This is a genomic window from Variovorax sp. 01N429 (assembly GCF_056399425.1).
This window is the reverse complement of the sequence record NZ_JBFTRG010000002.1, coordinates 540,045-554,945: the sequence shown is the minus strand read 5'-3', so window position 1 is coordinate 554,945 and position 14,901 is coordinate 540,045. Positions and strand designations below refer to the sequence as shown.

General features: G+C 60.8%; 14 protein-coding genes. 13 read left to right on the top strand and 1 reads right to left on the bottom strand.

The window, feature by feature from the left end; translation table 11 throughout:
- Nucleotides 1-6: 6 nt before the first annotated feature.
- From AC1DSF_RS05830 to AC1DSF_RS05770, 13 genes are read left to right on the top strand one after another with little or no spacing between them, the layout of a single operon-like run.
- Entirely contained in the window at nucleotides 7-537 is a 531-nt protein-coding gene (locus tag AC1DSF_RS05830; protein WP_478123911.1) for an NADH-quinone oxidoreductase subunit NuoE family protein, read from the top strand.
- Complete coding sequence (nuoF, locus tag AC1DSF_RS05825; RefSeq protein ID WP_478123910.1) at nucleotides 537-1,877, top strand: NADH-quinone oxidoreductase subunit NuoF; 1,341 nt, start codon at nucleotides 537-539, stop codon at nucleotides 1,875-1,877. The genes AC1DSF_RS05830 and nuoF overlap by 1 nt, the downstream gene beginning before the upstream one ends.
- Before the next feature lie 22 nt (nucleotides 1,878-1,899).
- The gene (gene nuoG, locus AC1DSF_RS05820; RefSeq protein ID WP_478123909.1) at nucleotides 1,900-4,053 is read left to right on the top strand and encodes an NADH-quinone oxidoreductase subunit NuoG; all 2,154 of its coding nucleotides are present in this window, start codon (nucleotides 1,900-1,902) and stop codon (nucleotides 4,051-4,053) included.
- Nucleotides 4,050-5,126: an NADH-quinone oxidoreductase subunit NuoH gene (nuoH, locus tag AC1DSF_RS05815; RefSeq protein ID WP_478123908.1), complete on the top strand. Its 1,077-nt coding sequence runs from the start codon at nucleotides 4,050-4,052 to the stop codon at nucleotides 5,124-5,126. The genes nuoG and nuoH overlap by 4 nt, the downstream gene beginning before the upstream one ends.
- A 5-nt stretch (nucleotides 5,127-5,131) precedes the next feature.
- On the top strand, nucleotides 5,132-5,674 hold the full coding sequence (gene nuoI / locus AC1DSF_RS05810; RefSeq protein WP_478123907.1) for an NADH-quinone oxidoreductase subunit NuoI: 543 nt from the start codon (nucleotides 5,132-5,134) through the stop codon (nucleotides 5,672-5,674).
- 35 nt (nucleotides 5,675-5,709) lie between these two features.
- Nucleotides 5,710-6,357 (top strand): NADH-quinone oxidoreductase subunit J, encoded by a 648-nt coding sequence (locus tag AC1DSF_RS05805; RefSeq protein WP_478123906.1) that lies wholly within the window; start codon nucleotides 5,710-5,712, stop codon nucleotides 6,355-6,357.
- Complete coding sequence (gene nuoK / locus AC1DSF_RS05800; RefSeq protein WP_028248920.1) at nucleotides 6,354-6,662, top strand: NADH-quinone oxidoreductase subunit NuoK; 309 nt, start codon at nucleotides 6,354-6,356, stop codon at nucleotides 6,660-6,662. The genes AC1DSF_RS05805 and nuoK overlap by 4 nt, the downstream gene beginning before the upstream one ends.
- Nucleotides 6,663-6,672: 10 nt before the next feature.
- Complete coding sequence (nuoL, locus tag AC1DSF_RS05795) at nucleotides 6,673-8,691, top strand: NADH-quinone oxidoreductase subunit L (protein WP_478123905.1); 2,019 nt, start codon at nucleotides 6,673-6,675, stop codon at nucleotides 8,689-8,691.
- A gap of 26 nt (nucleotides 8,692-8,717) precedes the next feature.
- Entirely contained in the window at nucleotides 8,718-10,193 is a 1,476-nt protein-coding gene (locus tag AC1DSF_RS05790; protein ID WP_478182450.1) for an NADH-quinone oxidoreductase subunit M, read from the top strand.
- A 24-nt stretch (nucleotides 10,194-10,217) separates the two neighbouring features.
- The gene (nuoN, locus tag AC1DSF_RS05785) at nucleotides 10,218-11,705 is read left to right on the top strand and encodes an NADH-quinone oxidoreductase subunit NuoN (RefSeq protein ID WP_478123903.1); all 1,488 of its coding nucleotides are present in this window, start codon (nucleotides 10,218-10,220) and stop codon (nucleotides 11,703-11,705) included.
- A gap of 9 nt (nucleotides 11,706-11,714) precedes the next feature.
- Nucleotides 11,715-12,017, top strand: coding sequence for a DUF2818 family protein (locus AC1DSF_RS05780; RefSeq protein ID WP_478123902.1), 303 nt, complete (start codon nucleotides 11,715-11,717; stop codon nucleotides 12,015-12,017).
- Nucleotides 12,018-12,027: 10 nt separating this feature from the next.
- The gene (locus tag AC1DSF_RS05775) at nucleotides 12,028-12,642 is read left to right on the top strand and encodes an NUDIX domain-containing protein (RefSeq protein WP_478123901.1); all 615 of its coding nucleotides are present in this window, start codon (nucleotides 12,028-12,030) and stop codon (nucleotides 12,640-12,642) included.
- Between the two features lie 7 nt (nucleotides 12,643-12,649).
- Entirely contained in the window at nucleotides 12,650-13,090 is a 441-nt protein-coding gene (locus AC1DSF_RS05770; RefSeq protein ID WP_478123900.1) for a DUF1178 family protein, read from the top strand.
- A gap of 21 nt (nucleotides 13,091-13,111) precedes the next feature.
- Here AC1DSF_RS05770 and AC1DSF_RS05765 read toward each other — a convergent pair whose 3' ends face one another.
- The gene (locus tag AC1DSF_RS05765) at nucleotides 13,112-14,899 is read right to left on the bottom strand and encodes an ABC transporter transmembrane domain-containing protein (RefSeq protein WP_478123899.1); all 1,788 of its coding nucleotides are present in this window, start codon (nucleotides 14,897-14,899) and stop codon (nucleotides 13,112-13,114) included.
- Between the last annotated feature and the right edge of the window lie 2 nt (nucleotides 14,900-14,901).

The window sequence follows — 14,901 nt, the reverse complement described above, 5'->3', positions numbered from 1 at the left end:
GCATTCATGACTTCCGACACCACTCAGATTCACCAGGCCCCGCTGTCCGCCGCGACGCTGGATCGCTTTGCGCGCGAGGTTGCCAAATACCCGCCCGCAGGCAAGCAGTCTGCCGTGATGGCCTGTCTTGCGATCGTGCAAGAGGATGAGGGCTACATCAGCGAAGCGCGCGAACGTGAGATCGCTGCCTATCTCGGCATGGCGCCCATCGCCGTGCACGAAGTGACGACGTTCTACAACATGTACAACCACCGGCCGGTGGGCAAGTTCAAGCTCAACGTCTGCACCAATCTCCCGTGCCAGTTGCGTGACGGCGCCGTCGCGCTTGCGCATCTCGAGAAGAAGCTCGGCATCCAGATGGGCGAGACAACCGCCGATGGCATGTTCACCCTGCAGCAAAGCGAATGCCTGGGGGCATGCGCAGATTCGCCGGTCATGCTCGTCAACGATCGCACCATGTGCAGCTTCATGAGCAACGAAAAGCTGGATCAACTGATCGACGGCCTGCGCAGCTCCACCACAAAGGGAACGCAATGATGTCGCCCGAACAAGTGCTGTCGCAGTTTCAGGCGACAGGCGTTCAGACCTGCTTTCATGATCGTCACATCGAGCCGCAGATCTACGCGGGCCTGAACGGCACCAACTGGCGGCTGGCGGACTACGAGGCGCGAGGCGGCTACAAGGCGCTGCGCAAAATCCTGAGCGAAGGCATGACGCCCGATCAGGTGATTGCCGAGGTGAAGGCGTCAGGTTTGCGCGGCCGCGGTGGTGCCGGTTTTCCGACGGGACTCAAGTGGAGCTTCATGCCCCGGCAGTTCCCGGGGCAGAAATATTTGGTCTGCAATTCCGATGAGGGTGAGCCAGGTACGTGCAAGGACCGCGACATCCTTCAGTACAACCCGCACATCGTCATCGAAGGCATGGCCATTGCCGCCTACGCCATGGGCATCAGCGTGGGTTACAACTACATCCACGGCGAGATCTTCCAGACCTATGAACGGTTCGAGGAGGCCCTCGAAGAAGCGCGTGCCGCCGGCTATCTCGGCGATGGCATCATGGGCAGCAGCTACAACTTCCAGCTCCATGCCGCTCACGGTTTTGGCGCCTATATCTGTGGTGAGGAAACCGCGCTCCTCGAGTCACTCGAAGGCAAGAAGGGGCAGCCGCGCTTCAAGCCGCCGTTCCCGGCGAGCTTCGGACTCTATGGCAAGCCGACGACGATCAACAACACCGAAACCTTCGCGGCGGTGCCCTGGATCATCAACAACGGCGGCCCCGCGTATCTGGAATGCGGCAAGCCCAACAATGGTGGCACCAAGATCTATTCAGTCAGCGGCGACGTCGAACTGCCCGGTAACTACGAAGTGCCGATGGGTACGCCGTTCGCAAAGTTGCTCGAATTGGCCGGCGGTGTGCGCAAGGGGCGTCAGCTCAAGGCGGTGATTCCTGGCGGTTCGTCGGCACCGGTGCTGCCTGCTTCGATCATGATGGAGTGCACGATGGACTACGACTCCATCGCGAAGGCAGGGTCGATGCTGGGCTCCGGTGCGGTCATCGTGATGGACGACAGCCGTTCGATGGTGGAATCCCTCAAGCGCCTGTCTTACTTCTATATGCATGAGTCCTGTGGGCAGTGCACGCCGTGTCGCGAGGGCACTGGCTGGCTCTGGCGCGTGGTCGACCGGATTCACAACGGCCACGGCAAGGCTTCGGACATGGACCTGCTGAATTCTGTCGCCGACAACATCCAGGGCCGCACAATTTGCGCGCTGGGCGATGCCGCCGCAATGCCCGTGCGGGCCATGATCAAGCACTTTCGCCATGAGTTCGAGGCCCTGATCCCGGGGTATGTCCCGAAGGCGCCTGTCAAGGCCTGAGCGCAAGAAGAACGCAACATATATGGTTGAAATCGAACTGGACGGCAAGAAGGTCGAAGTGACCGAAGGCAGCATGGTGATGCATGCGGCCGACAAGGCGGGCACATACATCCCGCACTTCTGCTATCACAAGAAGCTCAGCATTGCGGCCAACTGCCGGATGTGCCTAGTCGACGTCGAAAAGGCGCCGAAGCCGATGCCGGCCTGCGCCACGCCCGTGACGCAGGGGATGATCGTCCGCACAAAGAGCGACAAGGCCATCAAGGCTCAGCAGTCGGTGATGGAGTTCCTCCTCATCAACCACCCGCTGGATTGCCCGATCTGCGACCAGGGCGGCGAGTGTCAGCTCCAGGATCTGGCGGTGGGCTATGGTGGTTCTTCCTCGCGCTACGAGGAAGAAAAGCGCGTCGTGTTCCACAAGGATGTTGGTCCGCTCATCAGCATGGAAGAGATGACCCGCTGCATCCATTGCACGCGCTGCGTCCGCTTCGGCCAGGAAGTCGCCGGCGTGATGGAACTCGGCATGTCGAACCGCGGCGAACACGCGGAGATCGAGACCTTCCTTGGTGACTCGGTGGATTCTGAACTCTCGGGCAACATGATCGACATCTGCCCGGTTGGCGCGCTCACGAGCAAGCCCTTCCGGTACAGCGCACGTACATGGGAGCTCTCGCGCCGCAAATCCGTGAGCCCGCACGATTCCACCGGCGCCAACCTGATCGTTCAGGTCAAGAACAACCGGGTGATGCGCGTTGTCCCGCTCGAAAACGAGGACGTGAACGAATGCTGGATCGCCGACCGCGATCGGTTCTCGTATGAAGCGCTGAACGGCTCCGAGCGGCTCACGCAGCCCATGCTCAAGCAAGGCGGCCAATGGCAACAGGTTGACTGGCAGACTGCGCTGGAATACGTGGCCAATGGGTTGAAGCAGATCAAGGCCGATCATGGTGCGCAGAGCATCGGAACCCTGGTCAGCCCGCACAGCACACTCGAAGAGTTGCACCTGGCCAAGTTGCTGACGCAGGGGCTGGGCAGCGATAACATCGACTATCGCCTGCGCAATGCCGACTTCACGGCATTTGAAGGCGTACGCTGGCTCGGAACCTCGATCGCCTCGTTGTCGCTGCTGCAAGGCGTACTGGTGGTCGGCTCCAACCTGCGCAAGGACCACCCTCTGTTTGCACAGCGCATTCGACAGGCCGTGCGCAAAGGCGGTGCACTGAGTGCGGTCACGTCGTCGGACCTGTTCGCAGACGCCGACGCGTGGGCCATGCCCGTCGCCAACGTCATTCGCGTTGCCGCCAGCGGTTGGGTAGACGCGCTGACAGGAATTGCTGCCGCGATCGCCGAAAGCACGGGCGCAGCCGCGCCGGCCGGTACGAGCGGCGCCGCCAGCGATGCCGCCAAGTCCATTGCCGCCTCGTTGCTCAGTGGCGAGCGCAAGGCCGTTCTTCTTGGCAATGCAGTGGCACACCACGCGCAGGCAAGCACGTTGCTCGCGTTGGCGAACTGGATCGGCTCTCAGACTGGCGCAAGCGTCGGTTTCCTGACGGAGGCAGCCAACACAGTGGGCGCGCAACTGATTGGCGCCATGCCCAAGGCGGGAGGCCTGAATGCAGGCCAGATGCTGGCCGGTGGACTCAAGGCTGCGTTGTTGCTGAACACCGAGCCGGTATTCGACTCGGCCGCAGGTGCTGCAGCCGACGAGGGGCTTGCGCGCGCACAAATGGTTGTGACGCTGAGCCCCTTCAAGGCCAACCTCGAATTCAGCGACGTCCTTCTGCCGATCGCGCCGTTTACAGAAACGCCTGGTACTTTCGTGAATGCCGAGGGCCGGATTCAGAGCTTCCACGCAGTCGTGAAGCCATTGGGCGAAGCACGGCCGGCCTGGAAGGTGTTGCGCGTGCTGGCCAACCTTCTGGGCCTTCCGGGTTTCGCATTCGAATCCACAAACGAGGTGATGGCCGACATCGGTTTGTCGGGCCAGGTGCCCGCGGACAAGCTGAGCAACGCGACCTCCGCGCCAACGACGACGCCGGGCGAAGCGGCTGAGGCAGCCCCTGTCGTTGCAAGCATCTACCAGCTCGACTCCATTGTTCGCCGCGCGCCATCGCTGCAACTCACCGCCGATGCGCGCCTTGCGAAAGCGTCGACCGCTGAGGAGGCGCTCGCATGATCGACACGCTTCACGGTTTTGGCCTTGGGCTCGTGTCCGCAGGATGGTGGACGGGCCTTGCCTGGCCCGTGGTCTGGACTCTGATCAAGATCATCGTCGTCGTGGTGCCGCTCATGGGGGCGGTTGCCTATCTGACGCTGTGGGAGCGAAAGGCCATCGGCTTTACGCAAATCCGCATCGGCCCGAACCGTACGGGTCCGCTGGGCCTGCTGCAGCCGATTGCCGATGCGCTCAAGCTGCTCACGAAGGAAATCATTCTCCCGACGGTGGCAAACAAGGGCCTGTTCCTGCTCGGCCCGATCATGACGATCATGCCGGCGCTGGCGGCCTGGGCGGTCATTCCCTTCGGCCCTGAGGTTGCTCTTGCCAACATCAATGCCGGACTTCTGTTCGTCATGGCGATCACCTCGCTGGAAGTCTACGGCGTGATCATTGCGGGTTGGGCCTCGAATTCGAAGTACGCCTTTTTGGGTGCGCTCCGCGCGTCGGCGCAAATGGTTAGCTACGAAATCGCGATGGGCTTCTGCTTCGTGGTCGTGCTCATGGTGTCTGCGAGCCTCAACATGACCGACATCGTGACGGGGCAGGGCAGGGGGCATTTTGCTTCCATGGGCATCGGGTTCTTGTCGTGGAACTGGCTGTCCTTGCTCCCGATTTTTGTTGTGTACTTCATTTCGGGTCTGGCAGAGACCAATCGCCACCCTTTCGACGTCGTTGAAGGCGAATCCGAAATCGTTGCCGGCCACATGATCGAGTACTCGGGCATGAGCTTTGCCATGTTCTTCCTGGCCGAATACGCCAACATGTGGCTCGTCTCGATCCTGTGCGCGGTCCTGTTCCTGGGCGGCTGGCTGCCCCCGTTCGACTTCCTGTCGTTTATTCCAGGCTGGATCTGGCTCGGCATCAAGACCTTCTGCGTGGTCACCATGTTCCTTTGGGTTCGTTCGACGTTCCCGCGCTTCCGCTATGACCAGATCATGCGGCTCGGTTGGAAGATTTTCATTCCCGTCACTCTGGTGTGGCTGGTGGTGGTCGGCGCGTGGATGCAGACCCCATTCAACATCTGGAAGTAATCGCCATGTCTGCGCAAAATACCAGCGCGCTTGCGCGCTCATCATCGAATGCGGCCCAGCCGTTCTCGCTCAAGGACTTCTTGCGCAGCTTCATGCTGTTCGAGTTGTTCAAGGGCCTTGCGATCACTGGCAAGTACGCTTTCAGCCGCAAGATCACGGTGCAGTTCCCGGAAGAAAAGACGCCCCTGTCTCCGCGTTTCCGTGGGCTGCATGCGCTTCGTCGCTATGAAAACGGCGAAGAACGCTGCATTGCCTGCAAGCTTTGCGAAGCGGTTTGCCCCGCATTGGCGATCACCATCGAATCCGACGTACGCGACGATGGCTCCCGCCGCACGACGCGTTACGACATCGACCTGACGAAGTGCATCTTCTGTGGCTTCTGCGAAGAAAGCTGCCCTGTCGACTCGATCGTCGAGACCCACATCCTCGAATACCACGGCGAAAAGCGCGGCGACCTGTACTTCACCAAGGACATGTTGTTGGCTGTGGGCGACCGCTACGAAAAAGAAATTGCTGCCAACAAGGCAGCCGACGCCAAATACCGCTAAGCGGTCTGGCCCGAACCTCGCAACGAATTCGATCCATGGACGTCAAGACCGGTCTGTTCTATCTATTTGCCGCGGTGCTGCTGTTTGCATCGTTCCGCGTCATCACCGCACGCAATCCCGTGTATGCCGCGCTGTACCTGGTGCTGGCCTTTTTCCAGGCATCGGCGATCTGGCTCCTGCTGCGAGCCGAGTTCCTTGCGATCACGCTCGTGCTTGTCTATGTGGGGGCGGTGATGGTGCTGTTCCTGTTCGTGGTCATGATGCTGGACATCAACGTCGACGGTCTTCGCGAGGGATTCTGGAAGCATTTCCCGCTTGCTGCGGGCGCGGGGGCGCTCATTGCGCTGGAGATGGCGGCGGTGCTTATGGGCGGTTTCCGCCTGAGTGCCCCAAAAAGCCCGATGGCCACGGGGCCCGACACTTCCAACACGCTCGAGCTTGGCAAACTTCTGTATAGCAGCTACCTCTATCCGCTGGAGATCGCTGCCGTGATCCTGCTTGTCGCCATCGTTGCGGCCATCGCGCTCACGCTGCGAGCCCGCAAGGACAGCAAGTATGTGAACCCCGCCGACCAGGTCCGAGTGAAGGCACGTGATCGGGTTCGCATCGTCCAGATGCCGGTCACTCGCGCGGCGCAACCTGTTGCCGAAGAACCTGCGGCCGCAGCGGAGACCAAGGCATGACCCTCACGCTCGGACATTTCCTCTCGCTGGGCGCAATGCTATTTGCGCTTTCCGTGATCGGCATCTTCCTGAATCGGAAGAACCTGATCGTTCTCTTGATGTGCATCGAGCTCATGCTGCTTGCCGTCAACATGAACTTCGTCGCCTTCTCGTATTTCCTCGGCGACATGCACGGTCAGATCTTCGTGTTCTTCATCCTGACGGTTGCCGCGGCGGAATCGGCAATCGGGCTGGCGCTGCTGGTTTTGTTGTTCCGCAACAAGTCGAACATCAACGTCGACGAGCTCAACGCGCTCAAGGGTTAAGGGTCTTCTCATGAGCGCAACACTTTCTGCATCCACTCTCCTTGTCGTTCCGCTGGCGCCTCTGGTGGGCGCCCTCGTGGCCGGCCTGTTCGGTACCCAATTCGGTGGCAATCACATCGGTCGCCGCGTCACGCACTCCTTGACGATTCTCGGCGTGCTGGTCTCCTTCATCATTTCGGCCATGACGCTCAACAGCGTGGTGTCCGACGGCGCGCATTTCAACGCGACGATCTATGAATGGATGACGGTCGGCGGCCTGAAGATGGAGATTGGCTTCCTCGTGGACGGCCTCACCGCCATGATGATGTGCGTCGTGACGTTCGTGTCGCTGATGGTGCACGTCTACACGATCGGCTACATGCAGGATGACGACGGCTACAACCGTTTCTTCTCCTACATCTCGCTTTTCACGTTTTCGATGCTGATGCTCGTGATGAGCAACAACATGCTGCAGCTGTTCTTCGGCTGGGAGGCCGTGGGCTTGGTGTCCTACCTGCTGATCGGCTTCTGGTTCAACAGACCGACGGCGATCTTCGCGAACATGAAGGCCTTCCTCGTCAATCGGGTCGGCGACTTCGGCTTTATTCTCGGGATCGGCCTTATCGCTGCGTATACCGGCTCCTTGAACTACGGAGACGCGTTTGCGCAAGCGGACCAGCTGGCCAAGATTACCTTCCCCGGCACCGAGTGGATGCTGATCACGGTGATCTGCATCTGCCTGTTCATTGGTGCCATGGGCAAGAGCGCGCAGTTTCCGTTGCACGTCTGGTTGCCCGATTCGATGGAAGGTCCGACACCCATCTCGGCGCTGATCCACGCCGCAACCATGGTGACGGCCGGTATCTTCATGGTGGCGCGGATGTCGCCCCTGTTCGAGCTGAGCGACACGGCCCTGAGCTTCGTGCTCGTGATCGGGGGAATCACCGCGCTTTTCATGGGCTTCCTCGGCGTCATCCAGAACGACATCAAACGGGTCGTGGCTTATTCGACGCTGTCGCAGCTCGGCTACATGACCGTCGCGCTCGGTGCGTCCGCCTATTCTGCGGCCGTGTTCCACCTGATGACGCACGCGTTCTTCAAGGCGCTGTTGTTCCTCGGCGCGGGCTCCGTGATCATCGGCATGCACCATAACCAGGACATCCGCTGGATGGGTGGTGTGCGCAAGTACATGCCCATCACCTGGATTACCTCACTGGTGGGTTCTCTCGCTTTGATCGGAACGCCGTTCTTTGCGGGCTTCTATTCGAAGGACACGATCATCGAAGCGGTCCACGAAAGCCATCTCTGGGGCTCGGGCTTCGCGTACTTCTCGGTGCTGGCCGGCGTGTTCATCACGGCGTTCTATTCATTCCGCATGTACTTCCTCGTCTTCCACGGCAAGGAACGTTTCGACCAGAACCCTGACGCGCATCACGACGATGGACATGGTCACCATGACGATCACCACGAGCCACACGAGTCGCCATGGGTCGTCTGGGTTCCGCTGGTGCTGCTGGCGATCCCTTCCGTCGTGATTGGATTCATGACGATTCAGCCGATGCTTTTCGGCGACTTCTTCAAGGGCGCGATCTTCATTGACGAAGGCAAGCACCAGGCCATGAAGGAACTGGCCGAGGCGTTCCATGGCCCCATGGAGATGGGCCTGCACGGGTTCACCGCCTTGCCGTTCTGGCTCGCGCTCTCAGCCGTGGTGCTGACCTGGTACATGTACCTGATCAATCCGGCCGTGCCTGCTGCGATCAAACGTTCGTTCGGACCCATTTACCGGTTGCTCGAGAACAAGTACTACATGGACTGGTTCAACGAGAACGTCATCGCCCGCGGGACGCGCGCATTGGGCGTCGGCCTCTGGAAGGGCGGCGACCAGGGGATCATCGATGGGGCCATCGTGAACGGTTCCTGGAAGCTGGTGGGTCGCGTCGCAGGCGCAGTGCGCTGGATCCAGTCGGGCTACATCTATCACTATGCATTCGGAATGCTGCTGGGCATCTTTGTCCTCATGTCGTATTTCGTCTGGTTCAAACGGTAACCGGCTCACGCTGGAGAAAAACAAAAATGGGTCTGTTGAGCCTTGCCATCTGGATGCCGATTGCCTTCGGCGTAGTGTTGCTGGCTTTCGGTCGGGACAGTCAGGCGACTGTCGTGCGCTGGATTGCGCTGGTCGGTTCGGYTGCGAGTTTCCTTGTCACTCTGCCGCTCTATTCCAATTTCAAGACCGGAACTGCGGAGATGCAGTTCGTGGAGAAGGCAAGTTGGATCGAGCGCTTCAACGTCAACTATCACGTCGGCCTCGACGGCATTTCGTTCTGGCTCGTGCTGTTGACGGCGTTCATCACGGTCATCGTGGTGATTTCAGCCTGGGAAGTGATCACTGAACGCGTGAACCAGTACATGGGTGCGTTCCTGATCCTGTCCGGTCTCATGATCGGCACCTTTTCCGCGCTCGACGGCATCCTGTTCTACGTCTTCTTCGAAGCCACGCTGATCCCGATGTATCTGATCATCGGCATCTGGGGCGGTCCGAACAAGATCTATGCGGCTTTCAAGTTCTTCATCTACACGCTGCTCGGCTCGCTGTTGATGCTGGTCGCGTTGATCTATCTGTACAACACGTCGGGCGGGAGCTTCGACATCCTGACCTGGCACAAGCTGCCACTCGGCGCGAGCGCCCAGACATTCCTGTTCTTTGCGTTCTTTGCTGCGTTCGCGGTCAAGGTTCCAATGTGGCCAGTCCATACGTGGTTGCCTGACGTGCACGTCGAAGCGCCTACCGGCGGCTCCGCGGTGCTGGCTGCGATCATGCTGAAACTGGGTGCCTACGGCTTCCTTCGTTTTTCGATGCCCATCGCACCGGACGCTTCGCACGAATGGGCCTGGTTGATGATCGCGCTGTCCTTGATTGCCGTGATCTATGTGGGCCTGGTTGCGCTGGTCCAGCAGGACATGAAGAAGCTGGTCGCGTACTCGTCGGTGGCTCATATGGGTTTCGTGACATTGGGCTTCTTCATCTTCAACGAGATCGGCGTGGCCGGCGGCATCGTGCAGATGATCTCGCACGGGTTTGTTTCGGGTGCGATGTTCCTTTGCATCGGCGTGCTCTATGACCGCGTTCATTCGCGCCAGATTGCCGACTACGGCGGCGTGGTGAACACGATGCCCAAGTTCGCCGCCTTTGCACTTCTTTTTGCGATGGCCAACTGCGGGCTTCCGGGTACGGCTGGATTCGTTGGCGAATGGATGGTGATCCTCGGCGCCGTCAAGGCGAACTTCTGGCTCGGCCTGGGCGCGGCAACGGCCCTGATCTTTGGCGCGGCCTACACGCTCTGGATGTACAAGCGCGTTTACCTGGGCGTCCCTGGCAACGACCACGTCAAGGAACTCAGCGATATTGGCGCGCGAGAATTTCTCATGCTGGCGCTGCTCGCTATCGCAGTGCTGTGGATGGGTATCTATCCGAAGCCTTTCACCGATGTCATGGACTCGTCAGTGACCGAATTGCTCCGGCACGTGGCCATTTCAAAGCTGCCCTAATTCCACGCTGAACAAGAGAACGAGATGATTGACAAACTCAGCTGGATGACGATCTACCCCGAGGTGGTGCTGCTGATCATGGCGTGCGTCATCGCGCTGCTGGATCTGTCAACCACCAGCCCGCGGCGTACCGCGACTTATATCTTGACGCTGCTCACGCTGGCAGTGGTCGCCGTGCTCACTGGCTTCAACGCGGCCGAAGGCAAGACGATCTATGGCTTTGCCGGCATGGTTGTCAGTGATCCGATGGGTAACTGGCTCAAGTGTTTCTCGACCTTGGCATTGATGGTCACACTCGTATACGGCCGGCCTTATTCAGCCGACCGCGGCATGCTCCGCGGCGGCGAGTTGTTCACCATCAGCATGTTCGCGTTGCTGGGCATGTTCGTGATGATTTCCGGCAGCAATTTTCTGTTGCTCTATCTCGGCCTCGAACTGTTGACGCTATCGAGCTACGCCCTGGTGGCCTTGCGCCGCGACAACGCGATCGCAAGCGAAGCGGCCATGAAATATTTCGTGCTTGGCGCGATGGCAAGTGGCTTCTTGCTCTACGGCCTGTCGATGATGTATGGCGCGACCGGTTCGCTCGACATCAACGAAGTGTTCAAGGCCATCGCGAGCCGGAAGGTGAACCATCAGGTGCTGGTCTTCGGCTTGGTCTTCATCGTCGCCGGGCTTGCCTTCAAGATCGGTGCGGCCCCTTTCCACATGTGGGTGCCCGACGTCTACCAGGGCGCTCCGACTTCCGTCACTCTGTTGATCGGCGCCGCTCCGGAGCTTGCCGCTTTTGCGATCATCATGCGTTTGCTGGTGGAAGGACTGCTTCCGCTCGCGATCGATTGGCAGCAGATGCTCGCATTGCTCTCGATTGCGTCACTGTTGGTCGGCAACCTCGCTGCGATCGCGCAGACGAATCTCAAGCGAATGCTTGCCTATTCGACCATTGGACAGATGGGCTTCATGCTGCTCGGCCTGGTCGCGGGTGTTGTCAACGGAAATACGTACAACGCGCAATTCGCATACAGCGCGTCGATGTTCTACATGATCACCTACGTGCTCACGACGCTCGCGAGCTTCGGCATCATCCTGCTGCTGGCGCGTGAGGGGTTCGAGAGCGAAGAGATCACGGACTTGGCGGGCTTGAACCAGCGCAGCCCCCTGTACGCAGGCGTGATGGCGGTCGCGATGTTCTCCCTGGCGGGGGTGCCTCCGCTGGTTGGCTTCTATGCCAAGCTTGCTGTATTGCAGGCGCTGATCGCTTCGGGTCAGGCGATGTACATCGCGCTCGCTGTGTTCGCCGTGGTGATGTCCTTGATTGGAGCCTTCTACTATCTGCGCGTGGTCAAGGTGATGTACTTCGACGCACCTTTGACGGCGACCACGGTTTCCGCACCCTTCGACGTACGTACGGTGCTAACGCTCAACGGCGCCTTGATCCTGCTGCTCGGCATCTTGCCCGGTGGGCTCATGACGCTGTGCGCACGCGCGATCGTGGCCACGCTGGCGACCTGATCGAGCGCTGTGTCGCAAAGCGCGTCGGTCTGGCTGGTCTTGCTGGTGGCGTTGTCGGCGGCCAACCTCCCGTTCCTCACTGAGCGCGTGCTCGGGTTGGTGCCACTGACCCGCCGCGTGAAGTCGCTGGCCATCAGGCTCGGCGAGCTGGTGGTACTCTATTTCGTCGCAGGCGGGGTCGGACTCCTGTTCGAGCGTCGCGTGGGCCAGATTGCGCCGCAAGGCTGGGAGTTCTATGCCGTTACCGGCGCACTCTTCATCGTGCTGGCATTTCCAGGCTTCACGTGGCGCTATCTCATGAAGCACCGCTGAAGGATCTCGCATGACCAAGACGACCTCGACGCAAGCCGACGCACATCTTCGGGAAGAATGCACGGCAAGCGAGCTGCTCTTTCAAGGCAACTTCCTGCGCGCCAAGCGCGACACGGTTCGGCTTCCGGACGGTCACACGGCAACACGCGAATATGTGGTGCATCCTGGCGCGGTCGTGGTGGTTCCGCTTTTGGACGACGGGCGATTGGTCCTCGAGCGGCAATACCGCTATCCCGTGGCTCACGTGATGACCGAGTTTCCTGCCGGCAAGCTCGATGCAGGGGAGGATCCGCTTGTTTGCGGGCAGCGTGAGCTGCTGGAGGAAACCGGTTATACCGCGCGTGAATGGGCCCGAGCCGGGGTCATGCACCTTGCGGTCGCCTACTCCACCGAGATCATCCATATCTACTTTGCCCGCGGGCTGTCGCTCGGAGCGAGACAACTCGACCACGGCGAATTTCTCGACGTGATCACCGCCACGCCAGAAGAGGTACTGGAGTGGTGCCGCGACGGCACCGTGACAGACGCAAAATCGCAGACGTGCGCGCTTTGGATGGAAAACGTCCTCTCCGGCGCATGGTCGCTCGACTGGCAAAGCTTTGCTCCCGCGGACGCCGGCGGATAATCTGCCGATGAAGGTCCTTAACCTCCAATGCACGCACGGACATGGCTTCGAAGGGTGGTTCGCCTCGCAGGAAGCCTTTGACGCGCAGCTCGCGGCTGGTCTCGTCGAATGCCCCGTTTGCGGCAGCACGGCAATCACCAAGCTGCTGACTGCGCCTCGGCTGAACCTGGGTAGCTCCAAGCCGCCTGCCGAGGTGCAAGCTGCGCAGCCCGCGACCGGAGAATCTCCGGAAGGGCGATTGTTGCGGGCAATGCGTGAGGTCATCGCGCAGACCGAGGACGTCGGCGATCGGTTTGCGGAGGAGGCTCGCAAGATGCACTACGGCGAGGTCGAAGAGCGCGGCATTCGCGGCCAGACCACGCGCGAGCAGGCCCAAACTCTCGTTGAAGAGGGGATTCCCGTCTTTTCATTGCCGCTGCCGCCGGCACTCAAGGAAACACTGCAGTAACGCTGCGGTGCCGGCGCGGGATTAGGCTGCGAACTGCAGTGCCGCCAAGCGCGCATAGACGCCGTTCTGCGCAACGAGCGCCGAATGCGTTCCTTGTTCGATGATGCCGCCGTGGTCCAGCACGACGATTCGATCTGCCTTTTGCACCGTTGCCAGCCGATGCGCGATCACGATCGTGGTGCGGCCCGTCATTGCGGATTCAAGTGCGGCCTGGACCATGCGTTCGCTCTCGGCGTCAAGCGCACTCGTCGCCTCATCGAGCAGGAGCAACGGCGGGTTCTTGAGCATGGCGCGTGCGATGGCGATGCGCTGGCGCTGGCCGCCCGACAGGCGCACGCCGCGCTCGCCCAGGAAGGTGTCATACCCCTCTGGCAGTGCACGAAGAAAGCCGTCGGCGAATGCAGCCTTTGCTGCAGCGTGGACCTCTTCGACGCTTGCTTCGGGCCGGCCGTAGCGGATGTTTTCGAGTGCGCTGGTCGAGAAGATCACCGCGTCCTGTGGTACCAGGCCGATGCGATTGCGTAGCTCGCCAAGCGAAAGGGCCGAAAGCGATGCACCGTCCAACACGATGCGCCCCGCCTGCGGATCGTAATAACGCAGCAGGAGCTGGAAGACTGTGCTCTTGCCCGCGCCGCTCGAGCCGACGAGCGCCACAGTTTCGCCGGGGGCCACACTCAGGCTGAAGTCGCGCAAGGCAGGGGCGTCGGGCCGGGAGGGGTAGTGAAAGCTCACGCTCTCGAAGCTGACGGCGCTGCCGGCGACCGGAACGATTGCCTGAGCGGGATGGGCAGGCGAGAGGATCACCGGCTTCGCGTGGAGCAGTTCCATGAGGCGTTCCGTCGCGCCGGCTGCACGCAGCAAGTCACCGTAGACCTCCCCGAGCACGGCAGCGGCACTCGCGAGGATGATCACGTACACCACAGTCTGCCCGAGGTGGCCTGCCGTGATCTCCCCGTGAAGGACCGCTTGCGTGCCCTGGTACAGACCCCACAGCAAAGCGGCCGAGGTGGCGATGATGATGAAAGCCACGAGGACGGAGCGCGCCTTGGTACGGCGCACCGCGGTGTGGAAGGCGCTGTCGGTCGATGCGTCGAAACGAGCGGCTTCGCGCGCTTCCGCCGTGTAGCTCTGGACGACAGGAATGGCATTGAGCACTTCGGCGGCGATCGCGCTCGAGTCCGCGACGCGATCCTGGCTAGCGCGCGACAGCTTGCGAACGCGCCGCCCGAACCACATGCTGGGCAGCACCACCAGCACCAGGACGCCGAGCACCTGCACCATGACGTAAGGATTCGTCCAGATCAGGATGGCGAGAGCGCCGATCCCCATCACCGCATTGCGCAGTCCCATGCTCAGCGAAGAGCCCACCACGGTCTGCACGAGGGTGGTGTCGGCGGTCAGCCGCGAAAGCACTTCGCCGGTCTGGGTGGTTTCGAAAAAGGCCGGGCTTTGCCGGAGCACGTGCGAATAGACCGCATTGCGCAGGTCCGCGGTCACGCGTTCGCCGAGCCAACTGACGGTATAGAAACGCGCTGCGGAAAAGAGGCCGAGGGCAACGGCGACGGCGAAAAGCGCAACGAAGTGGTTGCGCAGGGCCATCGTCTGGGCACCCTTGTCGCTGGAAACCAGGCCGCCATCGATGAGGCTTCGCAAGGCCAGGGGAAAGACCAGGGTGGTCGCCGCCGCGAGGACGAGAAAAACGCCGGCAAAGCCGATCTGGACGCGATACGGGCGGAGGAACGGAGCCAGCCCGGACAGCGATTTGGGAGAGCCTTTGGCTGCTGGCGCGGGGGAAGCGGATGAGGCCATCG

Bases quoted from the DNA above. Each gene is read 5' to 3' on its own strand.
- nuoF (WP_478123910.1), top strand. From the start codon at position 537: ATGTCGCCCGAACAAGTGCTGTCGCAGTTTCAGGCGACAGGCGTTCAG.
- nuoG (WP_478123909.1), top strand. From the start codon at position 1,900: ATGGTTGAAATCGAACTGGACGGCAAGAAGGTCGAAGTGACCGAAGGC.
- AC1DSF_RS05770 (WP_478123900.1), top strand. From the start codon at position 12,650: ATGAAGGTCCTTAACCTCCAATGCACGCACGGACATGGCTTCGAAGGG.
- nuoL (WP_478123905.1), top strand. From the start codon at position 6,673: ATGAGCGCAACACTTTCTGCATCCACTCTCCTTGTCGTTCCGCTGGCG.
- nuoK (WP_028248920.1), top strand. From the start codon at position 6,354: ATGACCCTCACGCTCGGACATTTCCTCTCGCTGGGCGCAATGCTATTT.
- nuoH (WP_478123908.1), top strand. From the start codon at position 4,050: ATGATCGACACGCTTCACGGTTTTGGCCTTGGGCTCGTGTCCGCAGGA.
- AC1DSF_RS05830 (WP_478123911.1), top strand. From the start codon at position 7: ATGACTTCCGACACCACTCAGATTCACCAGGCCCCGCTGTCCGCCGCG.
- AC1DSF_RS05765 (WP_478123899.1), bottom strand. From the start codon at position 14,899: ATGGCCTCATCCGCTTCCCCCGCGCCAGCAGCCAAAGGCTCTCCCAAA.
- AC1DSF_RS05805 (WP_478123906.1), top strand. From the start codon at position 5,710: ATGGACGTCAAGACCGGTCTGTTCTATCTATTTGCCGCGGTGCTGCTG.
- nuoI (WP_478123907.1), top strand. From the start codon at position 5,132: ATGTCTGCGCAAAATACCAGCGCGCTTGCGCGCTCATCATCGAATGCG.
- AC1DSF_RS05775 (WP_478123901.1), top strand. From the start codon at position 12,028: ATGACCAAGACGACCTCGACGCAAGCCGACGCACATCTTCGGGAAGAA.
- nuoN (WP_478123903.1), top strand. From the start codon at position 10,218: ATGATTGACAAACTCAGCTGGATGACGATCTACCCCGAGGTGGTGCTG.